At 67.9% G+C, this 19257-nt stretch carries 13 protein-coding genes; 8 read left to right on the top strand and 5 right to left on the bottom strand.

Annotated elements, in window-relative coordinates; genetic code table 11:
- Position 1 precedes the first annotated feature (1 nt).
- Together HWX31_RS18250 and HWX31_RS18245 are read left to right on the top strand one after the other, a co-directional pair.
- The gene (locus tag HWX31_RS18250) at positions 2 to 415 is read left to right on the top strand and encodes a DUF934 domain-containing protein (protein WP_244143772.1); all 414 of its coding nucleotides are present in this window, start codon (positions 2 to 4) and stop codon (positions 413 to 415) included.
- 477 nt (positions 416 to 892) lie between these two features.
- Positions 893 to 2272: a hypothetical protein gene (locus tag HWX31_RS18245; RefSeq protein ID WP_244143771.1), complete on the top strand. Its 1380-nt coding sequence runs from the start codon at positions 893 to 895 to the stop codon at positions 2270 to 2272.
- 63 nt (positions 2273 to 2335) lie between these two features.
- On the opposite strand, the gene HWX31_RS18240 is transcribed toward HWX31_RS18245, so the two are convergent.
- Together HWX31_RS18240 and mprF are read right to left on the bottom strand one after the other, a co-directional pair.
- Positions 2336 to 3613: a virulence factor family protein gene (locus HWX31_RS18240; protein ID WP_174963079.1), complete on the bottom strand. Its 1278-nt coding sequence runs from the start codon at positions 3611 to 3613 to the stop codon at positions 2336 to 2338.
- Positions 3610 to 6204 (bottom strand): bifunctional lysylphosphatidylglycerol flippase/synthetase MprF, encoded by a 2595-nt coding sequence (gene mprF / locus HWX31_RS18235; RefSeq protein WP_174963081.1) that lies wholly within the window; start codon positions 6202 to 6204, stop codon positions 3610 to 3612. Before mprF ends, HWX31_RS18240 begins: the two co-directional genes overlap by 4 nt.
- Positions 6205 to 6725: 521 nt before the next feature.
- On the opposite strand from mprF, the gene HWX31_RS18230 reads away from it, so the two are divergent.
- The 6 genes from HWX31_RS18230 (at position 6726) to HWX31_RS18205 (ending at position 12069) form a co-directional block, all read left to right on the top strand.
- A complete protein-coding gene (locus HWX31_RS18230; protein ID WP_059590155.1) occupies positions 6726 to 7232 on the top strand; it encodes a hypothetical protein in 507 nt (168 codons plus the stop codon).
- A gap of 243 nt (positions 7233 to 7475) precedes the next feature.
- Entirely contained in the window at positions 7476 to 8621 is a 1146-nt protein-coding gene (locus HWX31_RS18225; protein ID WP_174963083.1) for a cytochrome c oxidase subunit II, read from the top strand.
- Between the two features lie 13 nt (positions 8622 to 8634).
- A complete protein-coding gene (gene ctaD / locus HWX31_RS18220; RefSeq protein WP_174963085.1) occupies positions 8635 to 10398 on the top strand; it encodes a cytochrome c oxidase subunit I in 1764 nt (587 codons plus the stop codon).
- Positions 10395 to 11006, top strand: a complete 612-nt coding sequence (locus HWX31_RS18215; protein WP_174963087.1) for a cytochrome c oxidase subunit 3 — start codon at positions 10395 to 10397, stop codon at positions 11004 to 11006. The genes ctaD and HWX31_RS18215 overlap by 4 nt, the downstream gene beginning before the upstream one ends.
- Positions 11003 to 11719, top strand: a complete 717-nt coding sequence (locus HWX31_RS18210) for a heme-copper oxidase subunit III family protein (protein WP_059637834.1) — start codon at positions 11003 to 11005, stop codon at positions 11717 to 11719. Before HWX31_RS18215 ends, HWX31_RS18210 begins: the two co-directional genes overlap by 4 nt.
- 8 nt (positions 11720 to 11727) lie before the next feature.
- Positions 11728 to 12069 (top strand): cytochrome C oxidase subunit IV family protein, encoded by a 342-nt coding sequence (locus HWX31_RS18205; RefSeq protein ID WP_010098756.1) that lies wholly within the window; start codon positions 11728 to 11730, stop codon positions 12067 to 12069.
- Positions 12070 to 12100: 31 nt separating this feature from the next.
- Here the strand turns inward: HWX31_RS18205 and HWX31_RS18200 are convergent, their stop codons facing one another.
- From HWX31_RS18200 to nirB, 3 genes are read right to left on the bottom strand one after another with little or no spacing between them, the layout of a single operon-like run.
- Positions 12101 to 16297 carry a bifunctional nitrate reductase/sulfite reductase flavoprotein subunit alpha gene (locus tag HWX31_RS18200; RefSeq protein ID WP_175933946.1) on the bottom strand — a complete coding sequence of 1399 codons (4197 nt, stop codon included), beginning with the start codon at positions 16295 to 16297 and terminating at the stop codon, positions 12101 to 12103.
- Between the two features lie 16 nt (positions 16298 to 16313).
- Positions 16314 to 16661 (bottom strand): nitrite reductase small subunit NirD, encoded by a 348-nt coding sequence (gene nirD / locus HWX31_RS18195; protein WP_042588849.1) that lies wholly within the window; start codon positions 16659 to 16661, stop codon positions 16314 to 16316.
- Between the two features lie 30 nt (positions 16662 to 16691).
- Positions 16692 to 19244 carry a nitrite reductase large subunit NirB gene (nirB, locus tag HWX31_RS18190; protein ID WP_174959605.1) on the bottom strand — a complete coding sequence of 851 codons (2553 nt, stop codon included), beginning with the start codon at positions 19242 to 19244 and terminating at the stop codon, positions 16692 to 16694.
- Between the last annotated feature and the right edge of the window lie 13 nt (positions 19245 to 19257).

The following is a 19257-nucleotide window of genomic DNA, read 5'->3' as shown; positions in this document are numbered from 1 at the left end:
AATGAACGCTCCACAGCGCATCCGGCTGCTGACGCCTGCCGAACACGATGGCGAAACGCGCGACGCGGCGCTGACGATCGCGAACGACGACGAGCTCGAACCGCATGCCGAGCAAATCGCGCAAGCGACGCGCATCGACCTGCAGTTCCCGGCGTTCACCGACGGCCGCGCATACAGCCAGGCGTATCTGCTGCGCAAGCGCTTCGGGTTCGCGGGCGACCTGCGCGCGACCGGCGACGTGCTGATCGACCAGTTGCTGCTGATGGAGCGCACCGGCTTCTCGAGCGCGGTGCTGGGCGCGGACGCCGATCCGGAAGATGCGCGGCGTCAGCTCGAACGATTTTCCGGGTTCTATCAGCGGGATGTGCGATCGGCAGCGCCGAATTCGCGCCGGAACGGCAGAGCGGACGATTAGCCGACGCGCGACGAAAGCATTCGTCAGGCCAGCCCGTTCATTACCCGGCAATATCTGCGCAATCCCGCGCCAGATCCTTGCATTGCTTGACATTTCAGGTGCGTGACCTAGCTTGACTCTACGGATCAAACGCGCGGCGAATCCAGGCCGGTTCGCATAACGACACGCCGATCGCGCGAACGCCCGTCAAAACACAACTCGTCTTACAAATTCATTCCAACCAGGGGACTCGCCATGGACAAGTCATCGTCTCTCGGCGTATCGAACACCGCTGCATGCATCTGCTTGCCCCACCGGGCTGATCCCGCTGTCTCGTTCCTGATTCGCTCCATCGAAGCAAAGCAACGCGTCCCGCCGATCGCCGTCGGCGCGTGACTTTTGCCCGCGCGCGGAACGCGGGCGCGATCACTCGCGAGCTTGCATATGGACAATTCGAAACCGTTTGCAGTCCGGCCGCCGCCACGGAACCCGGTGAGGATGAGTCACTGGACGGCCCGTTGCCGCGCGTATTTGCTGAGCGGCTATCTGATTTTCGTCAACGTGGCCGGCATTGCGATCGCCACGCTCGCGACCAACCGACCGATTCACGAGAGCAGCTTTTGGAAAGGGTTTTGCGCGATCCAGTGGCCCTGGACGGTCATCCTGGTCAGCGGAATCGCCACCGTGCTCGCGGGCGCACCGCTCATCGCCTTCCTGTGCCTCGGCTGGTATGCGCGATACGACGAGTTCCAGAACAGCCTCAAGAACGACGCGCTCGACAACTACCTGAAGCGTTTCTGGTCGAAATGGCTGCTGCAGACCATCCAGTTCGCCGAACATCACGGCGGCCCGATGTTGGACAGCGACGCGAAGCGTCTGGACACGTTCTCGGAACATTGGCCGACACTGGGCGATCGCCTGTTCGCGAACATCTATCACGAGCAATACGGTCTGCGGGCGTTCGTGCCGCCGTTCCTCATTCTGCTCGTGGTGACGTATGCGATCACGGCGATCGCGACGTGGCTCTGTACGAAGAGCGCTTGCGCTTCGTCGAACACGGCGACATGCGTTTTCGGGCTCAGCTGCCCGCTGATCGTCTCGGTGGTTGCCGGCGCGATGATGTACGTCGTCAGCGATGCTGTGCTGGGCATCCGGCGGCGTGCACTCAACGTGTCCGACGTGCACTGGTATTCGCTCCGTCTTTTCCTCGCGATACCGCTCGCGCTCGTCGCGGCCAATGCGCCGGCGTCCGGCAGCACACCGCACGTCGTGATCGCGTTCACGCTGGCGATCCTGCCGGTCGATGAAATCATCAAGGTGATTCGCCGGATCGGGGCGCTCAACCTGACCCAATTCGAAGCGAAGCAGGACGCGCCGGACGAACTGCTCAACCTGAACGGCGTCACGAAGTCCGTGACCGCGTCGCTGCATGCGGAAGGCATCACGTCGATCGAGCAGATGGCCGCGGCCGATCCCGTCACGCTGTCGATCCGCACCGGATTTCCGTTTCGCTTCACGCTGCGGCTGGGCTCGCAAGCGATCGTGCGCCGGCATTTCGGCCCCAAAGCGTCGAACTTGCTGCCGATCGGCCTGGCGGACGTCGTGCCGATCTATCTGCTCGTGCTGGTGCTCGACGGCAAATCGCAGTCCGGAAAACAGCCCATACCGCCGCCGAACGTGCCCGCCAAAACGCCACGGCTCGATGACCCCGATAAGGTCGTGTCAGCGGCCGCCGCCCTCCTGTTCGCCAATGCGAAAGCCGATCCTGCGTTGCCGCAGGACCAGGCGGAAGCCGTCGTAAAAATGAAATTCCGCCAGATCGCGGCGGAAGAATATACGTTGATGCTGGCCCAGATCACGCCGCTCGAGGCGCTCTAGCGTGCCCCGATCCCGAACGACGTCCGGCGAGACGCGCACGCGTCCCGCCGGCATCGCAAGCGCTTAGTTGCCCGCCACCTGCTTCTTGAACGCCGCGAGAATCTGCTTCTCGAGCGCGACATAATCGCGGCCGAAATGATGCTCGCCCTGCGTCTTGATCACCTGGATGCCGGTGTTCGCGAGCACCGGGCACATCGTCTCCTTCTCCTGCTCGCCGTAGAAGCACTGCACGATGCCCGGCGGCACTTTCGCGATCTCCGGCGCGACCTTCAACGCCTTGTCGCTCGCCGGCATCCCGAGCCAGCCCGTCACGCGAATCTGGAAATCGGCGGCCGGCGCGAAGCCGAGCAGCGACATCACCGACACCTTGTCACGCAGCGCGGCCGGCAGCCGGTTGTACGCGAACGGCATCACGTCCGCGCCGAACGAGTAGCCGACCAGCGCGACGCTCGTCGCGTTCCAGCGCGCCATGTAGGTGCGCATCACGCGCGCGAGATCGCGGCTCGTCTGCGCGGGCGGCTTCTCGCTCCAGAAATAGCGCAGCGCGTCGATGCCGACGACCGACACGCCGTCGCGCTGCAGCGCCTCGGCGATCGTCTTGTCGAGATCGCGCCAGCCGCCGTCGCCGGAAATCACGATCGCGAGCCGGTTGCTGCCGCCCTTGGCCGGCAGCTCGATCAGCGGCAGGTCCGACACGTCGAGCTCGTCGGCCGTGCCGTCGCGCAGATGCGGCTTCACGAGCGCGACGAGCTTCGCGGCATCGCCCGCCGCCGCGGTTTCGACGAAGCCCGGCATCGCGCGGCGCACGATCGTCGGATCGGGCGGGCACGGCTTGAAGCGCGGATCGAGCTTCGGCGCCGGCTCGACCGACACCATGCCGGCGATCGTGTTCTCCGGCGCCATCGACAGGATCTGCTTCGCGATCGCGCCGCCCTGCCCGACACCCGCGACGATCGGCGCGTAATACCGCGACGACTGCGCGAGCCGTTCAAGCTGGTGGCTGACGGCCTCGGCGTCGCCGTCGAGATGGTGGCAAGTCTCCTGCGTCGCGGCCAGGTTCGCCGCGTACCGCTCGGCATCCACGCCGACCGTCATCGCGCCGGCCTTCGCGAGCGCGTCGGCGGCCTGCTGGTCGGCCGCGCTCCAGCCGCTGCCTTGCGAGAACATCACGACGAAGCCGCGCATCGCGCCATTCGGCTTCGTCACCGTGACGGGGCCATAGCGTCCGCCGGACACGGTCTGCACTTTCACCGCCGCCGGCTGCGTGGCGAACGCGCCGCCGGCCAGCATCATTCCCGCGCAGGCGACCACCGCCCGCGCGATTCCCTTCTTCAGCATCATGAACGCCGACCTCCAGCCAGCAAAGACAGATCCGCCAGCGTGACGAACACGCCGACCGAGCCCGAAGCCGCGAGATAACGCGGCTCCCAATGCGGCTCGAACTTGCTCTTGAACGCGCGCAAGCCGCGGAAATTGTAGAAACGGCCGCCGAAGCGCCACACCATCAGCCCGACCCGGTGCCACGGCGACGGCATCTTCGCCGCGCCCATTCCCGAGAACGGCGCGATGCCAAGGCTCAGCTTGCGGAAGCCCGCTTCCTTCAGGTGCAGCGCGAGCTGCGTGAACAGGTATTCCATCGCGTACGGCGACGCTTCCGGCAGATGGCGCATCACGCCGACCGTCGCCTCGGTGTTGAGGTCGGTCGTCATGAACGTGACGAACGCGATCGGCTTGTCGGCCTGGCGCACCAGCATCACCGACTGCGTCGCGAGATAGCCGTCGTGGAACGCCGCGACCGAGAAGCTCTTCTCGCGCGCGTCGCGGCTGTCGAGCCAGCCGTCGGAAATCCCGCGCAGCGCGGGCAGCGCGGCCGGCACCTCGTTCGGCGCGATCACTTCGACGGTGAGCGCATCCTTGTCGCCGCGGCGCAGCGCATAGCGCAGGTGCGAGCGGTGCGAACCCTTCAGGTCGAATTCGTCGAGCGCGACGTGCGCTTCCTCGCCGAGCTTCATCAGCGTGAGCCCCGCGTCGAGATACAGCGGCAGCGCGTTCGCGCGCACCTGGTAGAACGCCGCGCGGCCGCCGTGCTTGTGCGCGAGCGCGATGAACTTGCCGATCAGCGCCGGCCATTCGCTGCGCGGGCCGACCGGGTCGTGCAGCGCGGCCCACGTGCGGCCGTGCTTCGCGTACATCAGGAACGCCTCGCGCGACTCCGAGAACAGGAAGCTCTTGTCGCCCATCAGCGCAAGGCCGGCATCGCTGCATTCCTGCGCGCGGATGATCCGCTCGGCGTCGAGCAGGTCCTGCGGCGCCGGCTTCACGAAACGGCCCGCCGCCGGCCGCAGCATCTGCCACAGCGCGAACATCGCGACGAACACGCCCGCGGCGAGCGTCGCGCGCAGCGCCCGCGGCGCGCGCGCGTCGAACGAGAAATGCGACCACAGCTCGCGCGTGTACGGCACGTCGCGGAACGCGAAGCACAGCACCCACACCGCGAGCATCAGCACCATCGCGACCGACACGAACCAGCCGATCGTGAAGCGCTCCGCGAACAGCGACGAATGGCGCTTGAAGCGCCGGCGGCTGACGAGCAGCAGCACCAGCAGCGTGCCGAGCACGCCGGCCTCGACGAACGCGAGCCCCTTCGCGAGCGACAGCGCGAGGCTCGCGAGCGTCAGCGCGAAGGTCATCCACCATGCGGCGTCGAGCCGGCGCAGCAGCCCGCGCGCGACGAACAGCAGCGCGACGCCGAGCACGCTGCAGATCACCTGCGAGCCTTCGAGCACCCACAGCGGCACGATGCCGCGCAGGATCGCGATCCGGTGCCAGAACGCCGGCGTCGCGCCCGAGATCACGAGCATCGTGCCGGTGGCGAACGTCACGAGGCTGAGGAACAGCGGCGCGAGCTGCGACACGCGCGCGGCCTGCCGCGTCACGAGGCGCCGGCGCAGCGCGCGGCCCTCGAAGCCGGCGAGCAGGCCGGCCGACAGCACGAACGGCACGCCGAAGTAGATTGCGCGATACGCGATCAGCGCGGCCACCATCTCGTGTGCGGGCACGTCGTGGCCGAGCGTGAAGACCATCGCCGCCTCGAACACGCCGATCCCGCCCGGCGTATGGCCGATCATGCCGAGCAGCAGCGCGGCCGCGTAAATCGTGATGAAGCTCGCGAAGCCGACCGGCGCGGCGGGCAGCAGCACCCACAGCGTCAGGCCGGCCGCGACCACGTCGAGCACTGCGTAGACGACCTGCGCGACGAGATCGCGCCGCGCCGGGACGTCGAACGCGAGCCACTTGAAGCGGGTCTGGACCGGACGCGCGACGCGCCCGCACGCGGCGACCATTGCCGCCATCACCGCGAGCAGCGCGGCGCCGCCCCAGGTGAGCACGCCGGGTGCGACGTGCAGCATCGCGGCCAGCGTCTGCGGCTCGCAGACCATGCCGACCGCGGTCATCAGCACCAGCGCGAGCGCGAGCGTGCCGCTCGTGAACACCGTCATGCGGCCGATCTGGGCGGGCGTGACGCCGGACGCGCCATAGACGCGCGCGCGCACCGCGCCGCCCGTCAGCGCGCCGAAGCCGGTCGCGTTGCCGAGCGCCGAGCCGGCGATCGCGGCGGTCCACAGCGCCGCGCGCGGCACCTTGGCCGCGATGTAGCGCAGGCCGACCGCGTCGCGGGCGACGAGCGCGAGATAGCTGAGGGCCGTCGCGCCGAGCGACGCGCCCCATTCGGCGGCCGACATGTGGCGCAGCTGGCGGATCACCGACCGGTAATCGACGGACGCCGACAGGTGCTGGAAGACCACGATCAACAGCAGCCCGATGCCGAGCGCAAGCAGCGGCGACAGCACGCGCTCGTTGCGCAGCAGTGCCGAGACGCGGCCGAACATTGCCGCGGCACGGCTGGGTGAGCCAGGGTGGCGGGAAGACATAAGTTATTGGCGGTGGTGCGTAGCGTGCCGCGGCGCCGGGTGGACCGGACGGCGGCGAATCTGGTTGTTCTGCGTGGGCGGCCCGACGATGTGCCGATCGGCGGCGCCTGATTCAGAAATTACAAGTATACAGAATCATTATTACAAATTCTTTCGCATCGGATGGAGCCGCGCCGGACAGGCCGTTCGTCGGAACGCGATATCAAAATCAGGCGACCGGCAGGTGCGAGATGCGCATCATACCGGGAACCGGCGCGATTTTTTCGTCGGATGAATGACCGGCGATGCAATTGGGGGAAATCTTCCGGGCCGGCCCGCTTCCCTGAAGCATTTCGCCTTTTCGCCCAATGAGGAAACGCGATGGCGCCATGCAGTGCGCAGGGTTTTTGTTCCTTGCGTTGGCACGCATATCTGCCATTCTGAATCGGACAACGGACACAATTTTGACGCGGTCGGCTAGACGCGGTCGGCTAGACGCGAGCACTTGGGTGTTGAAGTTGAACCGCCAGCAAGGAGGTCGTATGGAACTGCACATTCAATCACACCATTGGGAACGGCGCGTGCCCGACTGGCTCGCCGCCGCCGTGGCCGGTCTTGCCGGCGGCGCCCTGGTGATCGTGCTGGAATTCTTCTGGTCGACCATGGTGCTGTATGAAAGCCCGTGGCAACCGACCCACAAGATCGCTGCGATGGTGATGGGCCGGAGTGCGCTCGAACAGATGTCCACCTTCAGCTTTGGCATCGTGGCGACGGCGCTGGTGCTGCACTACGTGCTCGGTGCCGTGATGGGGATGATTCTCGCGGCGATCATCGCGCCGTTCCGCTTCGATTCGAGTGTGGGCATGGAGGCCGTCGTCGGCGTGGCCTTCGGGATCGTCGCGTATGTGTGGAACTTCTATGTGATGACGGCGGTGTTCCCGTGGTTCGTCTCGGAGCGAGGTTCCGGCCCCTTGCTGGCGAACCTGCTGTTCGGCGTGGTCACCGCCATCGTCTACGGCATGCTGGAGCGGCGCAGGTCGCGCACGTGAACCGACCCTGAACACCCGGTTCCCTCGGGGCATGGCGGCCACGGCAACCGTGCCGGAGGCTGCCGTCCTGCATTGCGTCGCAGCAAGCAGCGGCTCCTGCGCGCGATCCGTATATGGGGCGCGCATCCCCCGTGGGCTTCCTTGCACGATGCGGGGGAGCAGACTACCTTTCCTCTAGAGCCGCTTACAACACGCAACACGCAGCGAAGCGGCTCCAGCGAATGACTCGCAGCGAGGCGACCTATGGCGCTTGCGATTGTCCTGTTCCTGATCATCGTATTGGCGGTGGGGTTCCACTTTGCCAGTCCGTGGTGGATCACGCCGATCGCGTCGAACTGGGTGCGCATGGACGACATGCTGACGATCACGCTCGTCATTACCGGCGCGTTCTTCATCGCGATCAACCTGTTCATCGTGATCGCACTGGTGCGCTACCGCCACCGCGGCGGGCATCGCGCAGCCTACGAGCCGCACAACAGGCGGCTGGAATGGTGGCTGATCGGCCTGACCGCCGTCGGCGTGGCGGCGTTGCTGGCGCCGGGGCTGTTCGTCTACGCCGACTACATCCGGCCGCCGCGCAACGTGCTGCAGATGGAGGTGCTCGGCCAGCAATGGCAATGGCGCTTCCGCTTTGCCGGCCCCGGCGGCAAGCTGGGCACGACGGACGTGCGCTACATCAGCGACGACAACCCCTTCGGCCTGAACCCCGGCGACCCGAACGGCCGCGACAACTACCTGATCGAGACGCCCGAGGTGCACCTGCCGCTCAACCGGCCGATCCAGGTCCTGACGCGCTCGCGCGACGTGCTGCACGACTTCTACGTGCCGCCGTTCCGCGCGCGCATGAACATGGTGCCGGGCATGGTGACGACCTTCTGGTTCACGCCGACCAAGGCCGGGCGCTACGACATCCTGTGCGCGCAGCTTTGCGGCATCGGGCACTCCAACATGCGCGGGGTGGTGGTGGTGGAAGACGAGGCATCGTTCTCGCGGTGGCTCGCGCAGCAGACCACGTTCGCGCAGCGGCAGCAGGCCAAGGTGCAGGCCGCGGCAGGCACCGCAGGCGGCAGCGCGCAGGCGCTTGCCGACCAGGGCAGGACGCTCGCAACGGCCAAGGGCTGCGTCGCCTGCCATACCGTGGACGGCAGTCCGCGCGTGGGTCCCACCTGGAAGGGCCTGTACGGCAAGACCGAAACGATGGCCGACGGCAGCACCGCGAAGGTGGACGAAGCCTATCTGCGCGCATTCATTCGCGACCCGACGGCCCGCGTCGTGAAGGGCTTCGCGCCCATCATGCCGCACTTCGACCTGAGCGAGCAGGAGCTGACCGCGCTGGTGGCCTACATCGAATCGCAAGGCGGCCCGGCCGCCGGCAGCGCAGCCAACTAGCGGAGCAGACGCAATGCCCTACGCACACACCGACCACGTCCCGCAAAGCTTCTGGACCCGCTACGTCTGGAGCCAGGACCACAAGGTCATCGCGGTGCAGTATGCGCTGACGGCCATCGCCATCGGCCTGGTCGGCCTGGTGCTGTCGGACCTGATGCGCTTGCAGCTCGGCTTTCCGGGCAAGTTCAGCTTCATCGACGCGAACCACTACTACCAGTTCGTCACGATGCACGGGATGATCATGGTGATCTACCTGCTGACGGCGCTGTTCCTGGGCGGCTTCGGCAACTACCTGATCCCGCTGATGCTGGGCGCGCGCGACATGGTGTTCCCGTTCCTCAACATGCTGAGCTACTGGGTCTACCTGCTGGCCGTGCTGGTGCTGACGGCAAGCTTCTTCGTGCCGGGCGGGCCGACCGGCGCGGGCTGGACGCTGTATCCGCCGCAGGCTATCCTGCCGGGCACGCCGGGCGTGCAATGGGGCATCGTGCTGATGCTGGTGTCGCTCGCGATCTTCATCATCGCGGCGACGATGGGCGGCCTGAACTACGTCACCACCACGCTGCAGGCGCGCACGCGCGGCATGACGCTCATGCGCATGCCGCTCACGGTGTGGGGCATCTTCATCGCGACCATCATGGCGCTGCTGGCGTTCCCGGCGCTGTTCGTGTCGGCGGTGATGATGCTGCTCGACAAGACGCTCGGCACCAGCTTCTTCATGCCGGCCGTGGTGTCGATGGGGCAGACGCTCAAGCAGGCCGGCGGCAGCCCGCTGCTGTTTCAGCACCTGTTCTGGTTCTTCGGGCATCCGGAGGTTTACATCGTCGCGCTGCCGGCCTTCGGCATCGTGTCGGACCTCATCAGCACGCACGCGCGCAAGAACATCTTCGGCTACCGGATGATGGTGTGGGCCATCATCATCATCGGCGTGCTGAGCTTCGTGGTCTGGGCGCACCACATGTTCATCGCCGGCATGAATCCGTACTTCGGCTTCTTCTTTGCCACCACCACGCTCGTCATCGCCGTCCCGACCGCCCTCAAGGTCTACAACTGGGTGCTGACGCTGTGGCGCGGCGACATCCACCTGACCGTGCCGATGCTGTTCGCCATCGGCTTCGTCAGCACCTTCGTGCTGGGCGGGCTGACCGGGCTCTACCTCGGCAACGTGAGCGTGGACATTCCGCTGTCGAACACGTACTTCGTGGTCGCGCACTTCCATATGGTGATGGCCGTGTCGCCGATCCTGGTGGTGTTCGGCGGCATCTACCACTGGTATCCGAAGGTGACGGGCCGCATGCTCAATGACACGCTCGGGCGCGCGCACTTCTGGATCACCTTCGTCGGCACTTACGCAATCTACTTCCCGATGCACTATCTCGGCATCCTGGGCATGCCGCGGCGGTATTACGCGTACGAGGGCTACAGCTTCATTCCGGCTTCGGCGCAGACGCTCAACACGTTCATCACCATCGTCGCGCTGATCGTCGGGGTGGCGCAGTTGCTGTTCCTGTACAACCTGGCGTGGAGCCTGGTACGCGGCAAGCGCGCCGACGGCAACCCGTGGCGGGCCACCACGCTGGAATGGCAGACGCCGCAAACGCCGCCCGTGCACGGCAACTGGGGCGCCGCGCCGCCCGTCGTCTACCGCTGGGCGTACGAATACAGCCCGCCGGGGCACGACGAAGACTTCGTCCCGCAAAACCAGCCGCCTGCGACGGCGCCCGAACCCGCGCACCCGGCGCACCCGACGCTTCAACCCGGCGAGGCACGCGAATGACCACCCTGCCCCGCCCCTTCGCCCCTGACGCGCCGCCGGTCCTGCCGAATGCGAGCCGGGTCGGCCTGATCGTCTTCATGGCGGTCGCCGCGACCTTGTTTTCACTGCTGCTGCTCGCCTATGGCATGCGCATGCGCGAGCCCGACTGGCAGCCGATCCCGCATCCGGCGCTGCTGTGGTGGAACACCGGCGCGCTGGCGCTGGCAAGCGTTGCGATGCAGCGCGCGCGGCAGTTGACCTTGCACCGCGCGGCGTGGCTGGTGTGCGGCGGCATGCTGGCGGCCGTGTTCGTGATCGGGCAGCTGGCCGCCTGGCGCATGCTGTCGGCGGCCGGCCAGACCGTCGCCGTCAATCCTTCCAACAGCTTCCTCTACCTGCTCACCGGCCTGCACGGCTTGCACGTGCTGGGCGGGCTGGCGGCCTGGGCCTTGACGATCGCGCACCTGCGGCGCGCGGACCCGTTCCGGTCCCAGCGCGCGATCGCACTGTGCGCGATCTACTGGCATTTCCTGCTGGCTGTCTGGCTCGTGCTGCTGGCGGCGATGTGGTGGATCACCCCCGAGATCGTCGCCGCCATCTGCGGGCCGCTGTATGGAGCCGCGCCATGACCTCGCCCACGCTCCCCACCGAACCTGCTGCCGCCACGCCCGCCACACCCGCCGACGCCGGCCCTGACGGCTGGCGCGGCATCGTCACGGACTGGTCCGCCGACCGCGAAGCCTTCAAGGTGCCGTGGGGCAAGGCGATGATGTGGATCTTCCTGCTGTCGGACACCTTCATCTTCAGCAGCTTCCTGATCGGCTACATGACGGTGCGCATCTCGACCACGGTGCCGTGGCCCGACCCTTCCAAGGTGTTCGGGCTCACGGTGGGCGGCGTGGACGTGCCGTTGCTGCTGATCGCCATCATGACGTTCATCCTGATCACCAGCAGCGGCACCATGGCGATGGCCGTCAACTTCGGCTACCGGCGCAACGCACGGCGCGCCGCCGCGCTGTTGCTGGCGACCGCGCTGCTGGGCGCGAGCTTCGTGTCGATGCAGGCCCTCGAATGGACCAAGCTGATCGTCCATGAAGGCATCCGCCCGTGGGGCAACCCCTTGGGCGCGGCGCAGTTCGGCGCGAGCTTCTTCATGATCACCGGGTTCCACGGCTTTCACGTGACCTGCGGCGTGATCTACCTGCTGCTGATCGCACGCAAGATCCTGCGCCCGGGGTTCACCGAGCACGGCAACTTCCAGATCGTCGAGATCGCCGGCCTGTACTGGCACTTCGTCGACCTGGTGTGGGTGTTCATCTTTGCGCTGTTCTACTTGTGGTGAGGCACGCCATGGACCACACCGATCCCGCCGATCGCCCGGACGCCGCGCACGGCCAGCAGCATCCGATCGGCATCTACCTGAAGATCTGGGGCCTGCTGTTCGTACTGAGCACGATGTCGTACCTGGTGGACTACTTCCGCGTGCAGGGCCTGATGCGCTGGACGCTGATCGTCGTGCTCATGCTCGCCAAGGCCGGGCTGATCGTGTCGATCTTCATGCACATGATGTGGGAGCGGCTGGCGCTGGTGTACGCGATCCTGATACCGCCCCTGTGCCTGCTGGTGCTGATGGTGCTGATGGCCGCCGAAGCGCATCACACCTTCGGCATGCGGGAACTCTTCTTCCATTGACCCGTTCGGCGCAGTCCGGCGCAATCCGCAATCAGTACACGTCCCGCACGTAGCGCCGCTCCTTCGCGAGCCGCGCGACATACTCGCCCGCCTTGTCGTCCGACATCCCGCCGTGCGCGGCGACCACCGCCTTCAGCTCTGCGTCGACGTCCTTCGCCATCCGCGCGGCGTCGCCGCACACGTAGAAGTGCGCGCCCTCCTCCAGCCACGCGAACAGTTCGGCGCCGTGTTCGCGCATCCGGTCCTGCACGTAAACCTTCTCCGCCTGGTCGCGCGAGAACGCGAGATCGAGCCGCGTCAGGAAGCCGCTGTCGCGCATCGCGATCAGCTCGTCGCGGTAATAGAAATCGGTCTGCGCGTGCTGCTCGCCGAAGAACAGCCAGTTGCGGCCGCGCGCGCCGCGCGCCTGGCGCTCGTGCAGGAAGCCGCGGAACGGCGCGATGCCGGTGCCGGGGCCGACCATCACGATCGGCGCGTCGCCGCTCGCCGGCGGCCGGAAATGCGCGGACTTCTGCACGAACACCGGCACGCGGCCGTCGTCCGCGCGATCCGCGAGGAACGTCGACGCGACGCCCTTGCGCGCGCGCCGGCCGTTGTGGAAGCGCACCGCGGACACCGTCAGGTGGATCTCGTCGCGATGCGCCTTCGGGCTCGACGCGATCGAGTACAGGCGCGGCTGCATGCGCTTGAGCATGCCGACGAGCTCCGCGCCCGACAGCTCGACCGGGTATTCGTGCAGCACGTCGGCAAGCTGCTGCCCCCACAGCCAGTGCTTCAGGTCGGCCTTGCGCTCGTCGGCGAGCAGCGCGTTGAGCGCACCGTTCGCGCTGCGCGCGGCGATGAACGCGAGCGTGTCCGGATGCGGGCGCGTAATGTCGAAGTGACGCGCGAGCGCGTCGCCGAGCCGCACTTCGCCGACGCCGCCGACCGTTACCGGCGTGTCGGCCTTCAGCGCGGTGAGGTCGAGCAGCTCGTCCACCAGCGCCGGGCAGTTGGTCGGCCACACGCCGAGCGCGTCGCCCGCTTCGTATTCGAGGTTCGCGCCCCCGGTCGACAGCGACACGTAGCGCGTGTCCTTCGCCGCGCCCGCGTGATTCAGCCGCAGGTTCGCGACGAGCCGCGACGACGCCGGATGCGCCTTGGTCGGCAGCGCGCCCGACGGAATCATGCCTTCCGCCGGCACCGCGTGCAGCACCGCGTCCTCCTCCTTGATGCGCGCGACGACGCGCTCGAGCCAGCGGTCGGCGTCGGCCTGGAATTCGACGTCGCAGTCGACGCGCGGCGACAGCCGCTTCGCGCCCAGCTCGGCGAACCGAGCGTCGAGCCGGCGGCCGTGGCCGCAGAACCGGTCGTAGTTGCGGTCGCCGAACGCGAGCACCGCGAAGTGCACGCCGTCGAGGCGCGCAGCTCCCTCGGCGCGCAGCGCGTCCCAGAACTCGCTGCCGTTGTCGGGCGGATCGCCGTCGCCGAAGGTGCTCGTCATCAGCAGCACGTATTGCGCCTTCGCCAGCGACGCGAGCGGGTAGTCGGACATGCAGGTCGTGCGGATCTCGAAGCCCGCGTTCATCAGCTGCGTCGCGTAATCCTCGGTCAGCGATTCGATGTTGCCGGTCTGCGACGCCCACAGCAGCACGACCTTCGGCCGCGTGCGCACGATCCGCACGCCGCCCTGCGCGGCCGCATCGGCGTCGGCGCGTGCGCCCGCGAGCGCCGCGGCCGGCTCGCCCTGTGCGGGCAGCGCGCGGCTGAACAACCCGGCGAGCATCCCGTCGAGCCAGCGGCGCGTCGGCGCGGCGAGCGGCGCGCTCGCCGGCAGCACGGGCACGCCGCCCGCGCGGCGGCCCGCGTCGCTGCGCATGCCGCTGACGAAGCCCGCGACGTACTGGCGCTCCGCATCGGAGAGCGCCGGCGGCGCCGTGTCGGCAATGCCGAGCGCGGCGGCGAAAGTATCGATGTCAGCCATGTCGAGTTCCTCGAACGCAGGGGCGCCGTGCGCGTCGGCCGGCTCGGGCCGGGCGGGCGCATCGGCCGTGCCGCGCTGCGGGGTGTCGTCGTCCGCGTGCGCGGCGCTCGCCGCGGCGACCCGGCTCAGCGCGACCGCGCAGTATTTCAGTTCGGGTTGCTGCGAAACCGGGTCGATCGCGTCGCTCGTGACCGCATTGATGCACAGGTCGTCGCCGTACACGTCGTTCCAGTGCATCGGCGCGAAGCAGTTGCCGGGCTGCACGCGGTCCGTGACGACCGCCGGCAGCACCGCGCGACCGCGCCGGGAGCGGATCTCGACGCTGTCTTGCGCGGCAATCCCGAGGGTGCGCGCATCGTCCGGATGAATCTCGACGAACGGGCGCGGGTTCAGCTTGTTGAGCATCGCGACCTTGCCCGTCTTCGTCATCGTGTGCCACTGGTGCTGCAGCCGCCCGGTGTTCAGCACGATCGGGAATTCGCGGCCGGGCAGCTCGGCCGGCGCGGCGTGCGGCCGCGCGAAGAACTGCGCCTTGCCCGACGCGGTCGGAAACGCGAGGCGCGGCACGCCGCCGTCCGCCGCCGTGCGCAGCGTCTGGCTCACGCCGTCGTTCAGGTAGCGCACCGGATTGCGGTCCTGCGCCGCTCCGGGCGCGCACGGCCACTGCAGCGGCGCATCGGCGAGCGCCGCGTGGCTCGCGCCGCGCAGGTCGTAGCCGGTCGCCGGATTCGAGAAGCCGACGATCTCGTCGAACACGTTGGCGGCCGATGCGTAGTCGAACGCGTCGCCGAAACCCATCGCGCGCGCGACCCCGGCGACGATCCGCCAGTCCGGCAGCGCCTCGCCGGGCGGCTCGATCGCCTGCCGCATCAGCGTCAGGCTGCGCTCGGAGTTGACCATCACCCCTTCGCCCTCGGCCCACAGCGCGCCCGGCAGCAGGATGTCCGCGTAGCGGTTGGTTTCGGTGTCGAGGAACGCGTCCTGCGCGATCACGAGCTCGGCCGCCTGCAGGCCGGCGATCGCGTTGCGCCGGTTCGGCACCGTCGCGACGGGGTTCGTGCAGATGATCCAGCACGCCTTGACGTCGCCGGCCGCCATCCGCTCGAACAGGTCGACGGTGCCGTGGCCGGTCTCGGTGCGCAGCGTGCCGCGCGGCACCTGCCACCGGTCCTCGACGAACTGCCGGTCCGCGTCCGACAGCACCGAGCGCTGACCCGGCAGCCCCGGGCCCATGTAGCCCATCTCGCGCCCGCCCATCGCGTTCGGCTGGCCGGTCAGCGAGAACGGCCCGCTGCCGGGCCGGCACAGCTTGCCGGTCGCGAGGTGCAGGTTGCAGATCGCATTGGTGTTCCACACGCCGTGGGTGCTCTGGTTGAGCCCCATCGTCCAGCAGCTCATCCACTCCGGCGCGTCGCCGATCCACTGCGCGGCGAGCCGGATGTCGGCTTCGGCCAGCCCGGTGATCTCCGCGACCTTCTCCGGCGTGTAGTCGGCGAGAAACGCCGGCATCGCGTCCCATCCTTCGGTGAACTCGGCGATGAACGCGGCGTCGGTCTTGCCGTTCGCGTGCAGCAGATGCAGCAGGCCGTTCATCAGCGCGAGATCGGTGCCGGCGCGGATCGGCAGGTACAGGTCCGCCTTGTCGGCGGTGCCGGTGCGGCGCGGATCGACGACGATCAGCTTCGCGCCGGCCTTCACGCGGTCCATCATCCGCAGGAACAGGATCGGATGGCAATCCGCCATGTTCGCGCCGATCACGAAGAACAGGTTCGCGCGATCGAAATCGTCGTACGACCCGGGCGGGCCGTCCGCGCCGAGCGACAGCTTGTAGCCGCTGCTCGCGCTCGCCATGCACAGCCGCGAGTTCGACTCGATCTGGTTGGTGCCGACGAAGCCCTTCGCGAGCTTGTTGATCAGGTACTGCGCCTCGATCGACATCTGGCCGGACACGTAGAACGACAGCGCGTCCGGGCCGTGCGCATCGAGCACCGCGCGCAGGCGGCGCCCGGTTTCGCCGATCGCGTCGCGCGCCGGCAGCGGCACGAGGTCGTCCCCGCGCGCGCGGCGCACGAACGCGCCTTCGAGCCGCCCGGACTGGCGCAGCGCGACGTGCGCCGACGAACCCTTCGTGCAGAGCCGCCCGAAGTTGGTCGGGTGGTCGGGGTCGCCGGACACCTTGACGACCTCGCCGTCCTCGACGTGCAGCACCATCCCGCAGCCGACGCCGCAGTACGGGCACACGCTTTTCACGTTCGTGGCGGTCATGTTCGCTCCGGGTCCGTCAGCCCGCGACCCACACGAAGCCGTCCTCGACGCGCGACGGATAGGTGCTGACCGACTGCTCCGGCACTTCGAGGCACTCGCCGGTGCGCAGGTCGAAGTGATGCTTGTACAGCGGCGACGCGACGACGATCCGCTCGCCGAGATTGCCGATCAGCCCGCGCGACATCACCGCCGCGTGCGACGCCGGATCGACGTTGCCGATCGCGAACACGCCGCCGTCCGCATGCGCGACGTGGAACACGGCAACCTGTTCGCCGTTGACGAGAGCGCACACGCCGGTGTTCGGCACGATCTCGTCGAGCGCGCACACGGGGGTCCAGGACACGGGAATACGATCGTTGCTCATGGCGTTCTCCTTGCTGACGATGAACACGGCTCAAACGGTTTCGGTATCGACCACCACCGGAATCTCGACGGGCTTGCCGCGCATGCGCTCGTCGGGCGTCGCGGGGCGGATCTGGCCGCGCGTCTCGACGAAGGCGATGTTCGCGTCCGGCGCGTCGCTGTTCACGAAGTGACGGAAGCGCCTGCGCGTATCCGGATCGGTGACGGCCTTCTTCCATTCGCATTCGTAGGTGTCGACCACGTGCTGCATGTCGGCCTCGAGTTCGGCCGCGAGCCCGAGCTTGTCGTTGACGACGACGTCGATCAAGTAGTCGAGCCCGCCTTCGAGGTTGTCGCGCCACACGCTCGTGCGCTGCAGCCGGTCCGCGGTGCGGATGTAGAACATCAGGAAGCGGTCGACGTAGCGCACCAGCGTCGCGCGGTCGAGGTCGGCCGCGAGCAGTTCCGCGTGGCGCGGCTTCATCCCGCCGTTGCCGCACACGTACAGGTTCCAGCCCTTCTCGGTCGCGATGATGCCGACGTCCTTGCCCTGCGCCTCCGCGCATTCGCGGGTGCAGCCCGACACGCCGAACTTCAGCTTGTGCGGCGCGCGCAGGCCCTTGTAGCGGTTCTCGATCTCGATCGCGAGGCCGACCGAATCGTCGACGCCGTAGCGGCACCACGTCGAGCCGACGCACGACTTCACGGTGCGCAGCGACTTGCCGTACGCATGCCCCGACTCGAAGCCCGCGGCGATCAGCTCCTCCCAGATCGGCGGCAGCTGCTCGACGCGCGCGCCGAACAGGTCGACCCGCTGGCCGCCCGTGATCTTCGTGTAGAGGCCGTATTTCTTCGCGACCTGGCCGACCGCGATCAGCCCTTCCGGCGTCACCTCGCCGCCCGGCATGCGCGGCACGACGGAGTACGTGCCGTCGCGCTGGATGTTCGCGAGGTAGTAGTCGTTCGAATCCTGCAGCGCCGCGTGCTCCTTCTTCAGCACGAACTCGTTGAAGCACGACGCGAGGATGCCCGCGACCGCCGGCTTGCAGATGTCGCAGCCGAGGCCGTGGCCGTGCTTCGCGAGCAGTTCGCCGAAGGTCTGGATGCGCTCGACGCGGATCAGGTGGAACAGCTCCTGGCGCGAATACGGGAAGTGCTCGCAGATGTGGTTGTTGACCGCGAGGCCGTTCTTCTTCATCTCGGCCTTCATGATCTGCGTGACGAGCGGCACGCAGCCGCCGCACGACGTGCCCGCGCCGGTGCACGACTTCATCGCGGCGATGCTCGTCGCGCCGTCGCCGACCGCCGCGCAGATCTGCGACTTCGACACGTTGTTGCACGAGCAGATCTGCGCGAGCGCCGGCAGCGCGTCGACGCCGAGCGCCGGCTTCGCCGCGCCGTCCGACGACGGCAGGATCAGGAATTCGGGCGACTCGGGCAGCTCGATGCGGTTCAGCATCATCTGCAGCAGCGTGCCGTATTCGGCCGCGTCGCCCACCATCACCGCGCCTTGCAGGAACTTGCCGCAGTCGGACACGACGAGCTTCTTGTACACCTGCTTGCGCTCGTCGGCGTACTGGTAGGTGCGGCTGCCGGCCGTCGCGCCGTGCGCGTCGCCGATGCTCGCGACGTCGACGCCCATCAGCTTCAGCTTCGTGCTCATGTCCGCGCCGGCGAACGCCGCGGCTTCACCGCTCAATTGCTTCGCGACCACGCGCGCCATGTCGTAGCCCGGCGCGACGAGGCCGTACACCATGCCGTTCCACGCCGCGCATTCGCCGATCGCGTAGATGTCCGGGTCGCTCGTGCGGCAGCCGTCGTCGATCGCGACGCCGCCACGGGGGCCGAGGTCGAGCCCGCACGCGCGCGCCAGCTCGTCGCGCGCACGGATGCCGGCCGAGAACACGATCATGTCGGTGTCGAGGTGCGAGCCGTCGGCGAACTTCATCCGGTGCGCGCCGTCTTCGCCGTCGACGATCTCGAGCGTGTTCTTGCCGGTGTGCACCGTCACGCCGAGCGCCTCGATCTTCGCGCGCAGCATCCGGCCGCCGCCGTCGTCGACCTGCACGGCCATCAGGCGCGGCGCGAATTCGACGACGTGCGTATCGAGCCCCAGGTCGCGCAGCGCCTTCGCGCATTCGAGGCCGAGCAGCCCGCCGCCGACCACCACGCCGCGCTTCGCGTGCGCGCCGCAGGCCTGCATCGCTTCGAGGTCCTCGATCGTGCGGTACACGAAGCAGTCCGCGCGCTCGCGCCCCGGCACCGGCGGCACGAACGGCCGCGAGCCGGTCGCCAGCACGAGCTTGTCGTAGGCGAGCGTTTCGCCCGACGCCAGCGTGACCGTATGCGCGTCGCGGTCGATCGACGCGACCTGCGCGTTCAGGCGCAGGTCGAACTGCGGGTGCTGCTCGAAGAAGCCCGGCGCGACGAGCGACAGGTCGTCCGCCGACTTGCCCGCGAAGAATTCCGACAGGTGCACGCGATCGTACGCGGGGCGCGGCTCCTCGCCGAGCACGGTCACCTGCAGCGCGCCGGCGGATTGCGCCGCGACGCACTCGAGCAGCTTGTGACCGACCATGCCGTGACCGATGACGATGAGTTTCATGATGGTTTTCCTC

It is taken from the genome of Burkholderia ubonensis (genome assembly GCF_902833085.1).
GTDB classification, from domain to species: Bacteria; Pseudomonadota; Gammaproteobacteria; order Burkholderiales; family Burkholderiaceae; genus Burkholderia; species Burkholderia ubonensis.
Note: the sequence above shows the minus strand (reverse complement) of the source record. Positions and strands in the feature narration are given on the sequence as shown.